Source organism: Halobacillus sp. ABH2_015 (genome assembly GCF_056158945.1).
The window spans coordinates 2615411-2634606 of sequence record NZ_JBSWUG010000002.1 but is presented as its reverse complement, the minus strand read 5'-3'; the positions used below and the strand labels follow the sequence as shown (position 1 = coordinate 2634606).

Here is a 19196-nt window from a genome sequence, read left to right as displayed (position 1 = left end):
ATGTCCTTTGCATCAGAAATTAAGAAAGAGCTGACCAACGTAGAAGCAGATATGGGATCGATGGAAGCGGAACTGGCTGCGCTCGTACGGATGAATGGAACGTTCTCCTTATCGAACCGCCAGTACATTCTGGATGTGCAGACGGAAAACGCGGCTATTGCCCGCAGGATCTATACACTGATCAAGAAGATTTACCCATACCCTGTTGAACTTCTTGTGCGTAAAAAAATGCGTTTGAAGAAGAATAATGTATATATTGTAAGACTTGCGGAAAAGGCGGATGTTGTTTTGGAGGACCTTGAAATACTAAAAGGACCGTTATCCATAAACCCCAATATTCCCCAGAAGTATTTGAAAGATACGAGTTGTAAACGGGCGTATTTGAGAGGGGCCTTTCTTGCCGGAGGTTCTGTCAATAATCCGGAAACTTCTTCTTATCATCTGGAAATTTATTCTGCTGATGAGGAACACAACGAGGCGTTGTGTAAGCTGATGAACAGCTTTGACCTGCATGCCCGCACGCTGAGCAGGAAAAAAGGATACATCACTTACTTGAAAGAAGCCGATAAGATCACAGAGCTGATCAGCAACATCGGCGCCCATCAGGCGTTATTCAAGTTTGAAGATGTCCGGATTGTAAGAGACATGAGAAATTCCGTAAACCGTCTGGTGAACTGCAAGACGGCCAATCTGAATAAAACCATTGGGGCGGCTTTCCGCCAGGTGGAGAATATAAAATTCATCAAACGAACAGTAGGACTGGAGGCTCTTCCGGATAAGCTTCAGGAGATTGCTTCCCTTCGTCTTGAGTACCAGGAAGTTTCACTGAAGGAACTAGGGGAATACGTTTCAGGCGGAACAATCAGTAAATCCGGCATTAACCACAGACTGAGAAAAATTGATGAATTCGCTGACCGAGTTAGAAAAGGTGAAGTCACAGAAAAGTCCAGAAACTGATTCATCTTCGGATTCATTCGTGCTATAATAAAAGACAATTATAACGCTTTCGTAAGGAGAGCGTTCTTTTTTCACCCATTTGATAACGCTTACAAAAGTGGTGTGAACAAGAAAGGAGAATGACCAGTGTTGGAAAAAACGATTAAAATCGAATTGGAAACCGGCCTTCAGGCAAGACCTGCTGCCTTGTTTGTTCAGGAAGCTAATAAATTTTCCGCGGACATCTTCATTGAAAAAGAGGAAAAACGTGTGAATGCAAAAAGTATCATGGGGTTAATGAGTCTTGCGGTAGGCACCGACGAAGAAGTGAAAATTATCGCAGACGGGTCTGATGAAGAACAGGCCATTCAAATGTTAACGGCATTTGTGCAGCCTGCGTAAGCTTCATTATGTGAATCAATGAACGTGTCGAATAAGAGAACGTTCTCATATAAAACATAAAAAATCCGCTGGAACTCCAGCGGATTTTCAAGAGATGTCATTAAACGTTCTTTTCCATCACTTTGTCGATTAGTCCGTACTCAACAGCTTCGTGTGCAGACATGAAGTTGTCACGGTCTGTATCGCGTTCGATGACCTCATACGGCTGACCTGTGCGTTCGGCAAGAATCTGGTTCAGTTTCTCGCGCATTTTGATGATACGCTTTGCGTGGATTTCAATGTCAGAGGCCTGACCCTGTGTACCGCCTAGTGGCTGGTGGATCATGACTTCACTGTTTGGAAGAGCGTAACGCTTCCCAGGCTCACCAGCGTTCAGAAGGAAGGCACCCATAGATGCTGCCATACCTGTGCAGATGGTAGATACGTTCGGCTTGATGAACTGCATCGTATCGTAGATCGCCATTCCTGCAGTAATGGAACCACCTGGTGAGTTAATGTATAGGGAAATATCTTTTTCAGGGTCATCTGCTGCAAGGAACAACAGCTGAGCTACAACAGAGTTCGAGATGTTGTCATCGATCGGGCTGCCGAGCATAATGATCCGGTCTTTAAGTAAGCGGGAGTAGATGTCATAAGCACGCTCTCCCCGGTTTGTTTGTTCAATAACTGTAGGGACTAAATTCATTGTAAGTTCCTCCTTATCATCACTTGATTATCTTTGAGATACATTCATCATACCTTTAAGGTCAATAAAGGTCAAACAAAAACAATCGACGATATCCGCAGCCGTTAAATCAGACGGAAGAGACGGATTCCTTCTACCATCATACCCTTAATTGTCTGTAATAAACGTAGGATATAAAAATCCGTGGAACATCCGATGACCTTCTATGTACATGTTTAAAGATCTCATTTCCTGGTCACTGTGCAGGAAGGGCCCGCGGAGTTCCAGGGCCCCGGCGGATCGTTTTATCATAAGTATACGTACCAAAAGAAATTATTTTTCAAAAACGGGTTGCGTAATCAGTGGTCATTCATTATAATAGTATTTGCATGTCGCTTCTGCGCCTGTAGCTCAGTCGGATAGAGCGGTAGATTCCGGTTCTACGTCAGTCGGGGGTTCGAATCCTCTCAGGCGCGCTGTCTAAAATAGACCTTCCTTTTGGAAGGTCTATTTTTTTATTCCCTGTATTATTATGGTACAATAATAGTAGGATAAAGCAGACAGTTACATGCATGTTATTTAAACATCTTATGAACAGTAATCTTACGGCAGTTATACGAACGTTTATTTGGGTAAGTTATTCCGATGTAGTTTCTAAATGAGGCGTCGTATGTTATGATTATCTTATGTACTGTAGGACTTTTCGCTTTATTTAGAAGAGGGGTATCTATGACAAACCTAATCCGTTACAAAATCTTGGCGACCGAACAAGTGTCTGAAGACCGGCGGATTCACGTGTTTGATATGCAGAAGCAGCAGAAGTTGTCGTTTAATTACGAGTTACTGAAAAGAACTCCGGAAAACTATGTAGGCGAAGGGTTGGCGGAATTTTTACATCGCAGAAAACTCAAAATCGATAATGGCTTTTATGATAAAAAAGGGCACGCATCTTGAATGTGTGTCCTTTTTATTGTGAGATAGGAACAAGTCCTGTACAAAAAAGATAGGATAAGGGGAGGGGATGGCATGCAGACAGTCGTTCTGTATAGGAAGAACGGATGCACGTTGTGTGATGAAGTGAGGGCCCTGTTGTCTTTGTTTTCTGTGGAAGTGTCAGAAGTAGATATCGAAACAGACCCGGAGCTCCATGAGAAGTATTTTCTCGAAATACCAGTCGTTAGGATCAATGAAGAGGAACTGGACTATCGGACCATTGATTACTTTGAGCTGCAAAAGCGTTTACAATAAAAAACCATGGGTTTTCTGCTTGCACCCGTACCCCCTCACTGTTAAGATAAAAAATGTAATGAGATATTTTTTTGCTCCTAGCGGGACATAATATGACTACCTGGGACGTAATTCATCCCAGTCGGCAGTTTTTTCAAAGAAGGGGCTTTTTCCATGCGAGCGTTCATCGATCTACAAAAAAAATTATTCCCTGATGTCCTGGACGTTATTCAGAGGCGCTATCAGCTGCTTCATTACATCCAGATCATGCAGCCCGTCGGAAGAAGAGCATTGGCTGAAAACGTCAATCTTGCCGAACGGACGGTACGCAGCGAGGTAGACTTCTTAAATCAGCAGGGAGCTGTTGAAATTACATCAAGAGGCATGCATCTCAGCTATGAGGGGCAGAACATCCTTGAGCAGCTGGCTGAATTTATAAAGGAAGTTACAGGCATTAAGGTTTTGGAGCAACAGTTAAAGGATAAATTAAATCTGGATTACGTTGTTGTTGTTCCTGGTGATAGTGATGAGCTCAATTGGGTAAAACAAGAGATGGGAAAAGCTTGTGTCCAGTATTTGAAAGGCCATATGAGTCCTGAACAGGCCATTGCCATTACAGGTGGAACAACGATGGCATCCGTTGCCCAGATGATGACCTCATTCAAGGGCGCCGATCAATGCCTGTACGTACCTGCCAGAGGCGGGCTGGGTGAAAGAGTGGAAAATCAGGCCAATACGATTTGTGCGGAGATGGCAAAAAAAGCAAAGGGCGACTACCGTTTGTTATATGTACCCGATCCGCTGAGCGAGGAATCCTATAAAACGATAAAAGAAGAGCCTTCCATCAAAGAAGTTCTCGACATTATCCGTCATGCCGACATCGTTATCCATGGTGTTGGAGATGCAATGACCATGGCACAACGGAGAAAGACATCTCCGGAGCAGCTGGAGCTGATCCAGCAGTATGAAGCCGTGGGAGAAGCATTTGGATACTATTTCAATCGTATGGGTGAAATCGTTCATAAGGTTCGCACCGTTGGTCTGCAGCTTGAGGATCTGAACAGATCCCGGCATGTCATTGCCGTTGCCGGAGGCCGGTCAAAGGCTCAGGCAATCGCTTCTTATTTCCAGCCCGGACAGAGTAATGTCCTCATCACAGATGAAGGGGCTGCACAAGAGTTAATAAGGGATTTTTCCCTTTAAATAAAATGATTTTTATCATTCAAGGAGGAATTTTGCATGACAGTAAGAATTGGTATTAATGGTTTTGGACGTATTGGACGTAACGTATTCCGTGCTGCACTTAACAACAATGATGTAGAAGTAGTGGCGGTTAACGATCTAACAGATGCGAATATGCTTGCACACCTTCTTCAGTATGACACTGTACACGGTGCTCTTTCTGAAAAAGTAACAACAAACGGTGACAACCTGATTGTTGGCGGCAAAGAAATCAAAGTACTATCTGAAAAAGATCCAGCACAACTTGGCTGGGGCGATCTTGGAGTAGATGTTGTGATCGAATCTACAGGACGCTTCACTCAGCGCGAAGATGCGAAGAAACACATCGACGCCGGTGCTAAGAAGGTCATCATCTCTGCTCCAGCGAAGCAGGAAGACCTTACAATCGTTATGGGTGTTAACGAAGATCAGTATGATAAGGATTCCCATCACGTTATTTCCAACGCTTCCTGCACAACGAACTGCCTGTCTCCAGCAGCGAAAGTTCTTGATGAGAAGTTCGGTCTTAAGCGTGGTATGATGACAACGATCCACTCTTACACAAACGACCAGCAAATCCTTGACCTTCCACACAAAGACTACCGTCGTGCGCGTGCTGCAGGTCAAAACATTATCCCAACAACTACTGGTGCGGCACAAGCTGTTGCAAAAGTACTTCCACACCTTGATGGTAAACTAAGCGGAATGGCGATGCGTGTACCAACAATGAACGTATCTATCGTTGACTTCGTTGCGGAACTTGAAAAAGACGTAACAGCTGAAGAAGTAAACGAAGCACTTCGTGAAGCTGCTGAAGGCGACCTTAAAGGTGTTCTTGCTTACAGCGACGAGCCACTTGTATCTTCTGACTACAATGGCAACACGAACTCTTCTATCATTGATGGTCTTTCTACAGCAACTCTTGAAAACAACATGGTTAAAGTTGTCACTTGGTACGACAACGAAACTGGTTACTCCAACCGTTGCGTAGACTTGGCTGTATACCTTAAAAACCAAGGCTTGTAATATCTGAGTCTTTTTAGAAAATACTAGGAAAAGAAGGAAAGGAGGAGGTCTCATGTCCTCCTCCTTTATCCTTGTTTTTCTGTTTTCTGCTTGTCTGCGTTTCTGTTCCTTCAAGGTGTGGAAACGTACATAAGGGCAGATGTTTAACGACCAAAACCAAGGAGGTTGTCATTCTATGAATAAACAAACGATTCGCGACGTTGAAGTGAATGGAAAAACGGTCTTCTGCCGCGTAGACTTCAACGTACCAATGAGCGATGGAGAGGTAACAGATGACACAAGAATTAAAGCTGCTCTTCCGACAATCCAGCACCTGACTGGAAACGGAGCGAAAGTCATTCTTGCCAGTCACCTGGGACGACCTAAAGGAGAAGCGGTACAGGAGCTTCGACTTGATCCTGTAGCTGACCGTCTAAGTGATCTTCTTGGACAGACGGTTATTAAAACAGATGAAGTATTCGGTAATGAAGTCAATCAGGCCATTTCAGAATTGAACAATGGTGATGTGCTTCTTATTGAAAACGTACGCTTCCATCCTGGTGAAGAAAAGAACGATGCTGAACTTGCGAAGGCTTTCGCAGACATGGCTGATCTTTTCGTTAACGATGCCTTCGGTGCTGCCCACCGTGCCCATGCGTCAACAGCGGGTGTAGCTGAACATATCCCGGCCGTTGCCGGTTTCCTTATGGAAAAGGAAATCAATGTACTCGGCAAAGCTTTATCCAACCCTGAGCGCCCTTTCACAGCCATTGTTGGTGGAGCGAAAGTGAAAGACAAAATCGGCGTGATTGATAACCTGATTGATAAAGTGGACAATCTGATCATCGGCGGTGGACTGGCTTATACATTCGTAAAAGCCCTCGGCCACGAAATCGGTAAATCCCTTCTTGAAGAAGACAAAATGGATCTTGCCAGAGAGTACATGAAGAAGGCAGAAGAAAAAGGCGTGAACTTCTACATGCCGGAAGACGTTATCGTTGCTGATGACTTCTCTGATTCTGCCAATAAAAAAGAAGTAGCGATTGACAGCATCCCTGCAGACTGGGAAGCGCTTGATATCGGTCCGAAAACGAGAGAAAAATACGCCAACGTCATCAAGGAATCCAACCTGATCATCTGGAACGGACCTATGGGCGTATTTGAAATTGAATCCTTTGCCAATGGTACGAAAGCCGTTGCTGAAGCTCTGTCCCAGACAGAAGGCTACAGCGTGATCGGCGGTGGAGATTCAGCAGCAGCTGTTGAGAAATTCGGCTATGCATCTGATATGAACCACGTATCCACCGGCGGCGGTGCTTCCCTTGAATTTATGGAAGGTAAAGAACTTCCAGGGGTTGCTCTACTAAACGATAAGTAAAAAGGAGAGGTGAAGCAGTCATGCGTAAACAAGTAATCGCAGGTAACTGGAAAATGAACAAAACGCACCGTGAAGCGGAAGATTTCATTCAGACAGCTAAAAACGAAGTGCCATCTGCCGAACAGGTGGAATCCATCGTTGTAGCTCCATTCCCTTTTCTACAAAAGCTTGTAGAGGAAACAGAAGGAACGAGTCTGAAAATCGGTGCACAGAACATGCACTTTGAAGAAAACGGCGCTTTCACAGGTGAAGTCAGCCCTGTTATGTTGAAAGAGCTGGGAGTGTCCCACGTTGTTCTCGGCCACTCTGAACGCCGTGAAATCTTCAAGGAAACAGATGAAGATGTCAACAAAAAAGTCCACGCCGCTTTCAAGCACGGCCTGACTCCAATCATCTGTGTCGGTGAATCCCTTGAACAGCGTGAAGCCAATGAGACGATGGATGTTGTAGAAGGTCAAGTGAAAAAAGCACTTGAAGGACTTACAAACGAGCAGTGTGCAGAAACGATCATTGCCTATGAGCCGATCTGGGCGATTGGTACAGGCCGCACAGCAACTTCTGAGCAGGCCAATGAAGTGTGCACACACATCCGTAAAGTTGTCAGCGAGTACGTGAATGCCGATGCTGCTGATGCGGTCCGCATCCAGTACGGCGGAAGTGTAAAACCTGCAAACGTGGATGAGCTGCTTTCCCAGTCTGACATTGACGGAGCTCTTGTGGGAGGCGCAAGCCTTGAAGCAGATTCTTTCCTAAAACTTGTGGAGGCAGGTAAGCATGAGTAATCAGAACTTAGCTGCGTTAATCATTCTTGACGGCTATGCCATCCGTGATGAAGAATTCGGAAATGCCGTGAAGCAGGCCAACACGCCAAATTTTGACCGTTACTGGAACCAGTTCCCTCATTCTCAGCTCACGGCGAGTGGAGAGGCTGTTGGACTTCCTGCAGGCCAGATGGGGAACTCTGAAGTAGGTCACTTGAACATTGGTGCCGGCCGTGTGGTTTATCAAAGCTTAACCCGTATTAATCTTGCGATCCGTGAAGGCGACTTCTTTGATAATGAAGTTCTCAAGGATGCTGTTAAAAAAGCAAAGGAAAAAGGTAAGGCCCTTCACATCTTCGGCCTGTTGTCTGATGGTGGAATTCACAGCCATATCGAGCATATGAAAGGCACGCTGAAACTGGCCGAACAGGAAGGATTGGAACAAGTATTCCTCCACGCTTTCCTTGATGGACGTGACGTTGGTCAGCAATCTGCCAAAACCTATGTGAAGCAGGCACAGGAAGCTATGGAGGAAATCGGCATCGGCCGTATGGCTACGATTTCCGGCCGCTATTACGCTATGGACCGCGACAATCGCTGGGAACGCGTACAGAAGGCCTATGATGCGATCGCTTACGGAGAAGGTCTAACGTATCAGGACCCGATTCAGGCGATTGATGATTCCTACAAACAGGAAGTCTATGATGAATTCGTAGAACCTGTCGTTCTTACGGATGATGACGGTCAGCCGATCGGTAAAGTGGAGGACGAGGATAGTATCATCTTCTTCAACTTCCGTCCTGACCGTGCCATCCAGCTGTCCCGCACATTTGCCAATGATGATTTTGATGGGTATGACCGTGGGGAGAACGCTCCGAAAAACCTTCACTTTGTGAGCATGACACAGTATAGCGATCAAGTGAAAAGCCATATCGCGTTCCCACCGAACGATCTGAAAAATACGATCGGGGAAGTGCTGGCCGATAACGATATGAAACAGCTTCGTATCGCAGAAACGGAAAAATACCCGCACGTAACCTTCTTTATGAGCGGCGGCCGCGAAGCTGAATTCGACGGGGAAGAGCGCATCCTTATCGATTCACCTAAAGTGGCAACGTACGATTTACAACCGGAAATGAGTGCTTATGAAGTGACAGATGCTCTCCTTGCAGAGCTTGATGCGGATAAGCACAATGCGATTCTCCTGAACTTCGCCAATCCGGATATGGTCGGTCACTCAGGCATGCTTGAGCCGACAATCAAAGCGATTGAAGCTGTCGACGAATGTCTTGGTAAAATCGTTGATAAAATTCATGAAAAAGGCGGACACGCCATTATTACAGCGGACCACGGGAACTCTGACGAAGTGACGACTTTGGATGGAGATGCCATGACCGCACACACGACAAACCCTGTGCCTGTCATTGTGACAAAAGAGGGCGTCGATCTCCGCGAAGGCGGAATTCTTGGTGATCTTTCACCAACCCTGCTGGAACTGCTGAATGTAGAGCAGCCGCAGGAAATGACTGGACAATCATTAATTAAAAAATAAGGGAGAGATATTAATGCCATATATTACTGACGTATATGCACGTGAAGTCCTTGACTCTCGTGGTAACCCAACAGTTGAAGTTGAAGTTTATACTGAATCCGGAGCTTTCGGTACAGCTCTAGTCCCAAGTGGAGCATCTACAGGTGAGTATGAAGCTGTAGAACTTCGTGATGGTGACAAAAACCGTTACCTTGGAAAAGGTGTTCAAAACGCCGTTGACAACGTAAACGAAAAAATTGCTCCAAAACTTCTTGGTATGGATGCAACCCAGCAGGTGATCATCGACCAAATGATGAGAGAGCTTGATGGTACAGAAAACAAAGGAAACCTTGGTGCCAACGCAATCCTTGGTGTTTCCATGGCCGTTGCCCACGCAGCAGCTGAAGTGGTTGGACAGCCTCTTTACAAATATCTTGGAGGATTCACAGCGAATACTCTTCCAACACCAATGATGAACATCCTTAACGGTGGAGAGCACGCGGACAACAACGTGGACATCCAGGAGTTCATGGTTATGCCTGTAGGAGCTCCTACTTTCAAGGAAGCTCTACGCATGGGTGCGGAAATTTTCCACTCCCTTAAGAAAGTACTAAGCAGCAAAGGCTACAACACTGGTGTCGGTGATGAGGGTGGATTTGCTCCTGACTTAGGTTCTAACGAAGAAGCTCTTTCTACAATCATCGAAGCGATTGAAGCAGCTGGCTACAAGCCGGATGCTGAAGTGAAGCTTGCGATGGACGTTGCCTCTTCTGAAATTTACGAAGATGGTAAGTACAACCTGAAAGGTGAAGGCGTTGTACGTACTTCTGAAGAAATGGTGGACTGGTACGAAGAGCTTGTGAACAAGTATCCAATCGTTTCTATCGAAGATGGTCTTGACGAGAACGACTGGGAAGGTACGAAACTTCTTACAGACCGTATCGGCGACCGCGTACAGCTTGTAGGGGACGACTTGTTCGTAACCAACACAGAAAAGCTTTCCCGTGCGATTGAAGAGGGTGTAGGAAACTCCATCCTTATCAAAGTGAACCAGATCGGTACACTTACTGAAACATTCGAAGCCATTGAAATGGCGAAGCGCGCCGGCTACACAGCCGTCATCTCCCACCGTTCTGGTGAAACAGAAGATGCTACGATCGCTGACATCGCTGTTGCGACAAACGCCGGTCAAATTAAAACAGGTGCTCCGTCTCGTACGGACCGCGTAGCGAAATACAACCAGCTTCTTCGTATCGAAGATCAGCTGCTTGGTACAGCCGTTTACGCTGGTGAGAAAGCTTTCTACAACCTGAATAAGTAATTCTGCTCAAAAGCCTCTCTGATGGATTCAGAGAGGCTTTTTTATGTGATAAACTAGATACATACGTTAATGGAGTAGGAGAACGATCACGAATGAAGAAGTTCATTGTAATGGGAATGATCATCACTCTGTTGTACAGCGCGTACACGGCTTATTCGGTATGGACCTTCGGGGAAGGCAGCCAGCCGCCTGAGGCGGATGCCGCCATCGTGCTGGGAGCTGCTCAGTGGAATGGTAAACCGAGCCCGGTATTTGAAGGGCGCTTGAAGCAGGGAATTGAGCTGTATGAGAAAGGGCATGTGGACTACCTGATTTTTACAGGCGGAAAAAGTGAACAGGCTGCTTCCTCTGAAGCGGAAGTAGGACGGGAGTATGCTTTGGAAAAAGGAGTCCCTGAAGAAGATATCCTTTATGAAGACAGCTCTTTGATGACAGAAGACAATATCATCAATGCAAAGGAAGTAACAGAGGAAAAAAACTTAGAAACGTTTTTAATTGTCAGCGATCAGTTTCATTTAAAGCGGGCAGTCGCTATGGCAGAGAGTTATGGGATGTCTGCCAAAGGTGTACCGACCCAGTATTCAGCTTATCAATCGCTGGATACAAAGCTGCCTTTCTTTCTCCGGGAGTGGGGTTTCTGGATGGGGCACCAGCTGACCAATCTGCTGATTGTTTGAGGTGAGGAAGATGGAATTAGTGGAAGCGGTGAAAAAACGCCGTTCGATTCACGAATATGAACCGAAACTTGTGGATGAAGAGGTGTTGAAAAATATTTTCCGTACAGCGGCATGGGCGCCGACCCATCGGATGAAAGAGCCGTGGAATGTTCACCTTTACCAGGAACAGGGAAAAGAACGTTACGCAGAGGCTGTGCTCGACAGCTATGAGCGTCAAGGGTTCTTTGAAGGCTATGATGAAGAGAAATCCCGGCAGTTGAAAAAGGGGATTGGTGATTTTCTTCTGCAGATTCCACACCACGCTCTCATTTACATGCCGAAGGACGAAGATGAGCGCAAGTTCGAAGAAGACTATGCAGCCGTATGTGCGTATATTCAAAATGTCCAGCTGCTTGCCTGGGAAGCTGGTGTAGGCGTACTCTGGACGACCAGTCCTTACCTTCACGATCCAGAGTTTGCAAAGGGAGTAGGTGTGGATCCATCTTTCTATAAACTGGTCTCTGTGCTTCAGATCGGCTATCCAAAGCGGATCCCTAAAGCGAAACAGCGCACAGATATTGGAGATAAAATGAAGGTTATTCGAACATAAAAAAGCTGACACCCTAGCGGGTGTCAGCTTTTTTTGCTGGGTGTACAGTTTTTTTTGCTGGGTGTACAGCTTTTTTTGCTGGGTGTACAGCTTTTTTTGCTGGGTGTACAGCTTTTTTTGCTGGGTGTACAGCTTCTTTATCCTCAGGCAGAGGGTCGATGGTATGGTTATATTCATAACCTTTATGAACAGCCATTCCGAACAATGCGGCAATGCCTAAGACAATACCAATACAGACAATCATAATGACTGCGAAAGTCAAAAGCTTCACCACTTTCTTCTTTGTCATGGCAGGGTCATTCACAACTGGTCGGTTTTATTGTCCCCCATCCTTTGAGGAAAATTACTTCATCTGTGTTTTTTCTTTAATGAAGGCAACGACTTCTTCGGCGGTACCCATAGAAAGAATTTCGTCTTTATAAGCAGCGAGTTCTTTCTTGGACAGATCCTTGATCTGTGTACGGGCAGGAAGGATGGACGTGGCACTCATGCTGAACTCATCCAGGCCTAGCCCAAGCAGGATCGGGATGGCAATCTCATCGCCGGCCATCTCTCCGCACATACCGGCCCATTTGCCTTCTGCGTGCGCAGCTTCGATGACGTTGTTGATCAGATTCAGAATCGCCGGGTTGTATGGCTGGTACAAGTAGGACACGCGTTCGTTCATACGGTCGGCAGCCATTGTATATTGAATCAGGTCATTGGTTCCAATACTGAAGAAATCCACTTCTTTAGCGAACTGACGGGCAATGACAGCTGTCGCTGGAATTTCCACCATCATACCGATTTCAATGCCATCAGCAATGTCATACCCTTCGCTTGTTAGATTGGCACGCTCTTCTTCAAGGATCGCTTTAGCTTGACGGAACTCATCAAGAGTAGCGATCATTGGGAACATGATCTTCAAGTTTCCGTGGACACTCGCACGCAGCAATGCGCGCAGTTGAACACGGAAGATATCATCACGCTCCAGGCACAGACGGATTGCGCGGTACCCAAGGAACGGGTTCATTTCTTCAGGAAGATCAAGGTAGGAAAGCTCCTTATCTCCACCGATATCAAGCGTACGGACGACAACAGGCTGGTCACCCATTTGCTTCAGTACTGAGGAGTAGGCTTCAAACTGCTCTTCTTCCGTAGGGAGCTGGCTCTTGCCCATGTATAGGAATTCTGTACGGTAAAGGCCGACACCTTCCCCGCCGTTGTTCAGGACACCTTCAACGTCTTCCGGCGTACCAATGTTGGCTACAAGCTCCACGTGCTCTCCTTCAGAGGTGAGGGTAGGCTCGTCTTTCAGCTTCGCCCACTCCTGTTTCTGCTTCTCGAAGTCTTCCTGCTTCTGTTGGTAAGTAGAAATCTGTTCTTCAGATGGATCAACGATGACGTCGCCGTTGATGCCGTCTACAATAATCATGATATCCTTCCCAGCTTTGGCCGTGATCTCTTTTGTACCGACAACGGCCGGGATTTCAAGAGAGCGGGCCATAATGGCTGAGTGGGATGTACGTCCACCAATATCTGTTGTGAACCCTTTAACGAACTGTTTGTTCAACTGAGCGGTATCGGAAGGTGTCAGATCATCCGCTACAATGACAACTTCTTCATTGATAAGTGCAGGATCCGGGAACGTAACGCCAAGCAGGTGAGCCATTACACGTTTCGTTACATCATTGATGTCCGCAGCGCGTTCGCGCATATACTCATTGTCCATGTTCTTGAACATGTCGATGAACATATTCGCTGTTTCGGAAAGAGCTGCTTCTGCGTTAACGTTATCATTTTTAATTTTGTCTTCAATCGGCTGGATCAATTCTGGATCACTAAGAACGAGCAGGTGGGCTGAGAAAATTTCTGCATGCTCATCACCAAGTGATTTTTTTGTATGGGCCTTGATTTTTTCAAGTTCTGTTTTTGAGATCTCAAGCGCATCTTGAAGACGGGAGATCTCTTGTTCCGGATCTTCTACTTTCTTTTTATCGAAAGAAAGGTCCGGAGCTTCCAGACGGTAGACTTTTGCGATGGCAATACCGCTGGAAGCTGCAATACCTTGAAGCTGTGTCATGCTGTTATTCCCCCAAGCTTTCATTCTTCATTGTTGTTTCCAAGTGATCGATCGCTTCCTGTTCGTCACTGCCTTCTGCCGTGATTTTCACTTCGGCATTAGCTGGAATCCCAAGACTCATGATGCCCATGATGGACTTCAGATTAACGGATTTTTCTTTGTAGTGAAGATTAATATCAGACTCGTACTTCCCGGCGTTCTGGACTAGAACGGTCGCAGGACGAGCGTGTACACCATCAGCAGATGTAATTGTAAAAGTTTTTTCTACCATAGTAGATATCCTCCTTATAAAAATTGGTTGTTATTGAATTACCCTAACTTTCTTATTTTAAGCCTTTTGGAGGTCTTTTTTCAAGAATCCTACGACAATTGCAGAAAGAATTGACCCGGCAATAATAGCCAGCAGATAAAGAAGGATTTGTCCGATTCCACCTTCAACAAGTGGAGCTACGATAATACCGCCGTGCGGGGCGCGGAGACCGATACCGAACAACATTGTCAGCATACCAGTGAGCGCACTTCCGGCTACCATGGATGGAATGACACGAGCCGGATCGGCAGCTGCGAACGGAATCGCTCCTTCTGTAATGAAGAAAGCACCGAGTGGATAAGCGGCCTTACCTGTTTCGCGTTCTTCTTTCGTGAATTTATTTTTGAAGAATGTTGTGGCAAGTCCCATAGCAAGTGGTGGAACCATTCCACCAGCCATTGCAGCAGCAATAAACGTATAGTTCCCTGCATCAAGCGCTGCAATGCCGAATGTGTAGGCCGCTTTGTTGACAGGGCCGCCCATATCGACCGCCATCATGCCGCCGACAATCAATCCGAGCAGAGCGAGGTTGGAACCGCTCATGGAATCCAGAAGATCAAACAACCACGTGTAAACGCTTGTTAAAGCCGGGTTGATCAAAAGCATAATCATACCTGTACCGAAGATGGCGAACACAGGATAAAGCAGGACTGTTTTCAAGCCGTCCATAACAGCAGGCAGGCCTTCAAGCATTTTCTTCACGCCAAGTGTTAAATAACCAGCAAGGAAACCAGCAATAAGTCCACCTAAGAAACCGGAGCCATTTCCTGCACCTTCGACGGTCTGTGTAATGGCAATCAAACCACCGACCATACCAGGAGCAAAACCAGGTCTGTCCGCAATACTGGATGCGATAAAGCCGGCCAGTACAGGGACGAGCAGGAAGAAGGCATTGCCGCCGCCGATAATGCTGAGCATTTCAGCGAATCGGTTGTATTCAACACTGTTCGGGTCGGCTGAGTTGATTCCCCAGAAGAAGGAGATCGCAATTAGGATTCCCCCTCCGACAACGAATGGGAGCATGTTGGAAACACCATTCATCAGATGCTTGTAAAAGCCAGTCCGCTGGCCTTTTTCACTGGAGGCTTCCTTGGAGCTGCCTCCACTTCCCTGAAACACAGGAGCATCCTGATTCAAGGCTTTATTGATCAGTTCCTTCGGCTCGTGAATCGCTTTGGCTACAGGCACTTCAATGACATGCTTTCCATGGAAATCTTCCATATCCACCTTTGTATCAGCAGCTACAATAATAGCTGCAGCGTCAGCGATGTCTTCTTTCGTCAAACGGTTTTTTACACCGCTGGATCCGTTCGTCTGTACTTTAATCGGTACGCCCATTTCCTTCGCTGTAGCTTTCAGCTTATCAGCAGCCATGTACGTGTGGGCAATTCCAGTCGGACACGCGGTGACGGCCAGGATTTTTCCGGAAGGCTGATCGTTGGTCTCCTCTTCAGGCTCCTCGTCCTCGGCTTCTTTCGCATTAATCGCTGCAATGATTTCCTCTTTCGTCTGAGCGGCTTCCAGCTGCTCACGGAATGTATTATCCATCAGGAAAGAGGATAGACGGGAGAGTGTTTCCAAGTGCGTGTTGTTTGCCCCCTCGGATGCAGCAATCATAAAGAATAAATGTGTCGGCTGGCCATCAAGGGACTCATAATCAAGGCCTTCCTGTGAGCGTCCGAATGCAATGGCGGGATTCTGGACAGCACTTGTTTTCGCATGGGGGATGGCGATTCCATCTCCGATTCCCGTTGTGCTTTGGCCTTCTCTATCTTCGATCGCTTTCTTAAAGCCATTCCGGTCGTTTAGACGGCCGGCTTCATCCAGCTTATCGACTAATTCATCGATCGCTTCCGGCTTTGAAGAAGCGGACATGTTCAGTACAATCGTCTCTTCTGTTAACAAGTCAGTAATTCTCATTTCGAATCACTCCTTTATTGAATTGGTGATACGTTGATTTGCTCAAGCAGGTGAAGAACATCCTCCTGCTCACAAAGGTCATCCTGAAACGCTGTAGCACTCCCAGATGCGACTCCGAATCGGAAGGCCTCTGCCAAGGACTTTCCTTCTGAATAGGCAGCGAGGAATCCCGCAACGACGGAATCACCGGCTCCTACCGAGTTTTTGACCGTCCCTTCAGGCACATTGGCATACCATTGTTCTTCGCGGCTCACATATACGGCTCCCTGGCCGCCCATGGAAACGATCACGTTTTCGACTCCTTGATCTACGAGTTTCTTCCCATAAAATGCAGCATCTTCAGGCGTGTGGATTTCTACATTATATAGATCTCCCAGTTCATGATGGTTCGGCTTCATGAGGAACAAGGGCTGGCCGAGAATCTGTGTCAGCGCTTCTCCTGATGTATCAAGAACCACTTTTGTATGATTTCTTCTGCAGATATTCGTGATCTGCTCATAATAATCACCCGGAAGAGAAGAAGGAACACTGCCAGCGAGGACTAAGATGTCTTCATTGGTCAATTGCTGAACCTGATCCAGCAATGCCTGCTGCATGTCTTCGGACAAGGCAGGCCCCGGGCCGTTGATTTCTGTTTCGTCTCCAGACTTCAGTTTTACGTTTACCCTTGTTTTTTGACCGGTGTTCATAAACTGGTGCTGGACCCCTTCTTCGTCAAGGAAATCACGGATGAAGTCACCGCTGAAACCACCGATGAAACCGAGAGCCCTGGATAGGACACCCATCCGGTTGACGACCCTGGAGACATTAATGCCTTTTCCTCCAGGGTAGAAAAATGTCTGCCCGGCTCGGTTTAATCCACCAGCTTCAAATGAATCCACATGCATGATGTAATCAATGGATGGATTCAGCGTGCAGGTATAAATCATGTTGTCACAACCTTTATATTCGTTTTTTCGGCATAGTCCGTGTATGTCATGCCATTATCATTTGTAATAATATCTGCCTCATGTATGGCTGCGAACTGGGTGAACGACGTTTCCCCGAACTTGGTATGATCGGCTAATATAAATCGTTCGCTCGAGAGCTGCAGTGTCCGCTGCTTAATCGCTGCTTCCTCTGGGTCCGGGGTGGTGAAACCATCCTCCAGCGTAATGCCGTTCACGCCCATGAAGCAGTTGTCAAAGCGGTACTGCTTGAGGTTCTGTAAAGCTCCTGCTCCTACAACAGCCCCCGTACGGGATTTCACCAGTCCACCGAGTACATACGTTCGAATGCCATGGTCCGTAAGAGCCAGCAGGTGATCCAGACCATTGGTTACCACGATAATATCCTTCTGTTTTAGAAAAGGAATCATTTCGTAAGTTGTCGAACCAGCATCAACAAAAACCGAATCACCATCTTTAACAAAAGAAGCGGCATAGGAAGCGATGGCCCGCTTTTCCTCTTGGAATTTCGTCTGCTTGTCCTTCATGGCCGGTTCATCGGCAGCAGACTGCTTGATCGATGCCCCGCCGTGGACGCGCCGCAGGTGACCTTGTCTTTCCAATTCATCAAGGTCGCGGCGGATGGTTGACTCTGACGCCTGAGTAACTTCGACGAGCTGTTTAATGGATGCGGTCTGATTGTTTTTGACTGTTTCTAATATCCGCTCGTGTCTTTCAGGTGTAAGCATTGGAGTCATCTCCTTGATCTTTATACTTGTATTATAAAGAAAGCCCTTTCAAAAAACAAGCATATTATTTCAAAAACAATCAAAAAATATCAACATCAATCATGAGCCTTCTAGTAAAGGAAACGGGATGTTCTTGCCGGCTTCCGGCTTTTATGCTACATTTAAAATAGTTATTTGTACGTCTTTAGGAGGTGTTCGAACATCATGGAAACACTTGTTATCACTTTGCTGACCATAGATACAATCGCACTTATCGTTTTAGTACTTTTACAATCCGGAAAGAGTGCAGGGTTGTCCGGAGCTATTTCCGGTGGAGCCGAGCAGTTGTTCGGAAAGCAGAAAGCCCGCGGAATCGATGCTGTTCTGCATAGATCGACCGTTGTAACCGGAGTCCTGTTCTTCGTTTTGGCTTTCCTTACAGGCTATATCGTTTAATGGATGACAGCTGAACGTTAAAAACCACGCGTTTATACAATGCGTGGTTTTTCTTTTTTTAAGGGAAAATATACGGATGCAGCTGTTTTTTTTCTGCAATGATGCCCTGGAAGGTTTACGTGGGTTTTTCTGCTCATCGTTGCTTGAATCCTGTTATGAAATGCAGAGGTTTGTTGAGGGAACCAGATGGGAAGTCTGAATATAGGTTTAACCCTTCCGGCAGACGGATACGCAGAATGTGCCAGGGCGGTGTAATTTTGGTAAAATAGAATACATTGCTGAAAAGAATGAAATTTATCAATATAGGACATAGATGAAGTAAGGAGAGAATGAACATGAAGATCAAACAACCTCAGCCATTTACGTTTGAGGGAGGAGACCGTGCGGTATTATTATTACATGGATTCACCGGCCACTCTGCCGATGTGCGCATGCTGGGCCGGTTTTTACAGAAGCACGGGTACACCACCCATGCCCCTATTTATGCCGGTCATGGCAGAGAGTTTGAAGCTCTGCTTGATGCAAGACCTGAAGACTGGTGGAGCGATGTACAGGAAGCATTGAATCACTTGAGGGAACTCGGATATAAGGAAATCGCTGTGGCAGGATTGTCCCTTGGTGGTGTTCTGGGACTGAAAACCGCTTATTCCGCTCCAGTCAAAGGTCTGATCACGATGTGTTCCCCTGTTTTCTTCGATAACGAGAAACAGCTGACGAAAACGTTCGAATTCAAAGCACGTCAGTATAAGCAGCTGGAAGGAAAAGATGAAGAGACCATTGAAAAGGAAATCCAGGACCTGCTTGATGAATCGAAGGAAATGTTCACAGAACTTGGCGGACTAATCAATGAAGTACACGATAACATTGATCAAATTTATACGCCGACCTTCGTAGTACAGGGAACACAGGATGATATGATCAATACAAGCAGTGCCGATTATATATACGAAGAGGTAGAAACAGACGATAAACAAATCAAATGGTACGAAAATTCCGGACATGTCATTACGATGGACAAGGAAAAAGAAGAACTGCATGAAGATATCCTGCAGTTCCTGAATTCCCTTGACTGGTCCTGACGC

General features: G+C 46.3%; 20 protein-coding genes, 1 tRNA gene and 1 pseudogene. 15 read left to right on the top strand and 7 right to left on the bottom strand.

What is annotated here, in order from left to right; all coding sequences use genetic code 11:
- Together whiA and ACXAD6_RS13980 are read left to right on the top strand one after the other, a co-directional pair.
- Positions 1-957, top strand: a complete 957-nt coding sequence (whiA, locus tag ACXAD6_RS13985; protein WP_474969373.1) for a DNA-binding protein WhiA — start codon at positions 1-3, stop codon at positions 955-957.
- Between the two features lie 126 nt (positions 958-1083).
- Positions 1084-1338: an HPr family phosphocarrier protein gene (locus ACXAD6_RS13980; protein ID WP_281658455.1), complete on the top strand. Its 255-nt coding sequence runs from the start codon at positions 1084-1086 to the stop codon at positions 1336-1338.
- Between the two features lie 100 nt (positions 1339-1438).
- Here ACXAD6_RS13980 and clpP read toward each other — a convergent pair.
- A pseudogene (clpP, locus tag ACXAD6_RS13975) lies at positions 1439-2026 on the bottom strand (ATP-dependent Clp endopeptidase proteolytic subunit ClpP); the annotation flags it as partial.
- 376 nt (positions 2027-2402) lie between these two features.
- On the opposite strand from clpP, the gene ACXAD6_RS13970 reads away from it, so the two are divergent.
- The 11 genes from ACXAD6_RS13970 (at position 2403) to ACXAD6_RS13920 (ending at position 11712) form a co-directional block, all read left to right on the top strand.
- Positions 2403-2478: transfer RNA gene (locus ACXAD6_RS13970), tRNA-Arg, on the top strand.
- A gap of 253 nt (positions 2479-2731) precedes the next feature.
- Positions 2732-2956, top strand: coding sequence for a hypothetical protein (locus tag ACXAD6_RS13965; protein WP_474969372.1), 225 nt, complete (start codon positions 2732-2734; stop codon positions 2954-2956).
- Positions 2957-3028: 72 nt separating this feature from the next.
- Positions 3029-3250 carry a glutaredoxin family protein gene (locus ACXAD6_RS13960; protein ID WP_474969371.1) on the top strand — a complete coding sequence of 74 codons (222 nt, stop codon included), beginning with the start codon at positions 3029-3031 and terminating at the stop codon, positions 3248-3250.
- Between the two features lie 153 nt (positions 3251-3403).
- Positions 3404-4432 (top strand): sugar-binding transcriptional regulator, encoded by a 1029-nt coding sequence (locus tag ACXAD6_RS13955; RefSeq protein ID WP_474969370.1) that lies wholly within the window; start codon positions 3404-3406, stop codon positions 4430-4432.
- Between the two features lie 36 nt (positions 4433-4468).
- The gene (gene gap / locus ACXAD6_RS13950; protein WP_474969369.1) at positions 4469-5476 is read left to right on the top strand and encodes a type I glyceraldehyde-3-phosphate dehydrogenase; all 1008 of its coding nucleotides are present in this window, start codon (positions 4469-4471) and stop codon (positions 5474-5476) included.
- Between the two features lie 175 nt (positions 5477-5651).
- Positions 5652-6833 carry a phosphoglycerate kinase gene (locus ACXAD6_RS13945; protein WP_474969368.1) on the top strand — a complete coding sequence of 394 codons (1182 nt, stop codon included), beginning with the start codon at positions 5652-5654 and terminating at the stop codon, positions 6831-6833.
- Positions 6834-6853: 20 nt separating this feature from the next.
- Entirely contained in the window at positions 6854-7615 is a 762-nt protein-coding gene (gene tpiA, locus ACXAD6_RS13940; protein ID WP_474969367.1) for a triose-phosphate isomerase, read from the top strand.
- Positions 7608-9146 (top strand): 2,3-bisphosphoglycerate-independent phosphoglycerate mutase, encoded by a 1539-nt coding sequence (gpmI, locus tag ACXAD6_RS13935; RefSeq protein ID WP_474969366.1) that lies wholly within the window; start codon positions 7608-7610, stop codon positions 9144-9146. Before tpiA ends, gpmI begins: the two co-directional genes overlap by 8 nt.
- A 13-nt stretch (positions 9147-9159) precedes the next feature.
- Positions 9160-10446, top strand: coding sequence for a phosphopyruvate hydratase (eno, locus tag ACXAD6_RS13930; RefSeq protein ID WP_474969365.1), 1287 nt, complete (start codon positions 9160-9162; stop codon positions 10444-10446).
- Between the two features lie 92 nt (positions 10447-10538).
- On the top strand, positions 10539-11123 hold the full coding sequence (locus ACXAD6_RS13925; protein ID WP_206933510.1) for a YdcF family protein: 585 nt from the start codon (positions 10539-10541) through the stop codon (positions 11121-11123).
- 10 nt (positions 11124-11133) lie between these two features.
- Entirely contained in the window at positions 11134-11712 is a 579-nt protein-coding gene (locus ACXAD6_RS13920; RefSeq protein WP_474969364.1) for a nitroreductase family protein, read from the top strand.
- 13 nt (positions 11713-11725) lie between these two features.
- On the opposite strand, the gene ytzI is transcribed toward ACXAD6_RS13920, so the two are convergent.
- Genes ytzI through ACXAD6_RS13890 form a run of 6 tightly spaced genes read right to left on the bottom strand, consistent with a single transcriptional unit; the run spans position 11726 to position 17679 of the window.
- Complete coding sequence (gene ytzI, locus ACXAD6_RS13915; RefSeq protein WP_474969363.1) at positions 11726-12001, bottom strand: YtzI protein; 276 nt, start codon at positions 11999-12001, stop codon at positions 11726-11728.
- Positions 12002-12055: 54 nt separating this feature from the next.
- Entirely contained in the window at positions 12056-13774 is a 1719-nt protein-coding gene (gene ptsP / locus ACXAD6_RS13910) for a phosphoenolpyruvate--protein phosphotransferase (RefSeq protein WP_474969362.1), read from the bottom strand.
- Positions 13775-13778: 4 nt separating this feature from the next.
- On the bottom strand, positions 13779-14045 hold the full coding sequence (locus tag ACXAD6_RS13905) for a phosphocarrier protein HPr (RefSeq protein ID WP_027956353.1): 267 nt from the start codon (positions 14043-14045) through the stop codon (positions 13779-13781).
- A gap of 57 nt (positions 14046-14102) precedes the next feature.
- Complete coding sequence (locus ACXAD6_RS13900) at positions 14103-16004, bottom strand: PTS fructose transporter subunit IIABC (protein ID WP_474969361.1); 1902 nt, start codon at positions 16002-16004, stop codon at positions 14103-14105.
- A gap of 14 nt (positions 16005-16018) precedes the next feature.
- Positions 16019-16933 (bottom strand): 1-phosphofructokinase, encoded by a 915-nt coding sequence (gene pfkB, locus ACXAD6_RS13895; protein WP_474969360.1) that lies wholly within the window; start codon positions 16931-16933, stop codon positions 16019-16021.
- Positions 16930-17679: a DeoR/GlpR family DNA-binding transcription regulator gene (locus tag ACXAD6_RS13890; protein ID WP_474969359.1), complete on the bottom strand. Its 750-nt coding sequence runs from the start codon at positions 17677-17679 to the stop codon at positions 16930-16932. The genes pfkB and ACXAD6_RS13890 overlap by 4 nt, the downstream gene beginning before the upstream one ends.
- A 204-nt stretch (positions 17680-17883) precedes the next feature.
- Here ACXAD6_RS13890 and secG point away from each other — a divergent pair, with 204 nt between their 5' ends.
- Positions 17884-18114, top strand: a complete 231-nt coding sequence (secG, locus tag ACXAD6_RS13885; RefSeq protein ID WP_027956357.1) for a preprotein translocase subunit SecG — start codon at positions 17884-17886, stop codon at positions 18112-18114.
- Between the two features lie 335 nt (positions 18115-18449).
- The gene (locus tag ACXAD6_RS13880; protein ID WP_474969358.1) at positions 18450-19193 is read left to right on the top strand and encodes an alpha/beta hydrolase; all 744 of its coding nucleotides are present in this window, start codon (positions 18450-18452) and stop codon (positions 19191-19193) included.
- Positions 19194-19196 lie beyond the last annotated feature (3 nt).

Bases quoted from the DNA above. Each gene is read 5' to 3' on its own strand.
- whiA (WP_474969373.1), top strand. From the start codon at position 1: ATGTCCTTTGCATCAGAAATTAAGAAAGAGCTGACCAACGTAGAAGCA.
- ACXAD6_RS13965 (WP_474969372.1), top strand. From the start codon at position 2,732: ATGACAAACCTAATCCGTTACAAAATCTTGGCGACCGAACAAGTGTCT.
- ACXAD6_RS13960 (WP_474969371.1), top strand. From the start codon at position 3,029: ATGCAGACAGTCGTTCTGTATAGGAAGAACGGATGCACGTTGTGTGAT.
- ACXAD6_RS13955 (WP_474969370.1), top strand. From the start codon at position 3,404: ATGCGAGCGTTCATCGATCTACAAAAAAAATTATTCCCTGATGTCCTG.
- gap (WP_474969369.1), top strand. From the start codon at position 4,469: ATGACAGTAAGAATTGGTATTAATGGTTTTGGACGTATTGGACGTAAC.
- ACXAD6_RS13945 (WP_474969368.1), top strand. From the start codon at position 5,652: ATGAATAAACAAACGATTCGCGACGTTGAAGTGAATGGAAAAACGGTC.
- tpiA (WP_474969367.1), top strand. From the start codon at position 6,854: ATGCGTAAACAAGTAATCGCAGGTAACTGGAAAATGAACAAAACGCAC.
- gpmI (WP_474969366.1), top strand. From the start codon at position 7,608: ATGAGTAATCAGAACTTAGCTGCGTTAATCATTCTTGACGGCTATGCC.
- eno (WP_474969365.1), top strand. From the start codon at position 9,160: ATGCCATATATTACTGACGTATATGCACGTGAAGTCCTTGACTCTCGT.
- ACXAD6_RS13925 (WP_206933510.1), top strand. From the start codon at position 10,539: ATGAAGAAGTTCATTGTAATGGGAATGATCATCACTCTGTTGTACAGC.
- ACXAD6_RS13920 (WP_474969364.1), top strand. From the start codon at position 11,134: ATGGAATTAGTGGAAGCGGTGAAAAAACGCCGTTCGATTCACGAATAT.
- ytzI (WP_474969363.1), bottom strand. From the start codon at position 12,001: ATGACAAAGAAGAAAGTGGTGAAGCTTTTGACTTTCGCAGTCATTATG.
- ptsP (WP_474969362.1), bottom strand. From the start codon at position 13,774: ATGACACAGCTTCAAGGTATTGCAGCTTCCAGCGGTATTGCCATCGCA.
- ACXAD6_RS13905 (WP_027956353.1), bottom strand. From the start codon at position 14,045: ATGGTAGAAAAAACTTTTACAATTACATCTGCTGATGGTGTACACGCT.
- ACXAD6_RS13900 (WP_474969361.1), bottom strand. From the start codon at position 16,004: ATGAGAATTACTGACTTGTTAACAGAAGAGACGATTGTACTGAACATG.
- pfkB (WP_474969360.1), bottom strand. From the start codon at position 16,933: ATGATTTATACCTGCACGCTGAATCCATCCATTGATTACATCATGCAT.
- ACXAD6_RS13890 (WP_474969359.1), bottom strand. From the start codon at position 17,679: ATGCTTACACCTGAAAGACACGAGCGGATATTAGAAACAGTCAAAAAC.
- secG (WP_027956357.1), top strand. From the start codon at position 17,884: ATGGAAACACTTGTTATCACTTTGCTGACCATAGATACAATCGCACTT.
- ACXAD6_RS13880 (WP_474969358.1), top strand. From the start codon at position 18,450: ATGAAGATCAAACAACCTCAGCCATTTACGTTTGAGGGAGGAGACCGT.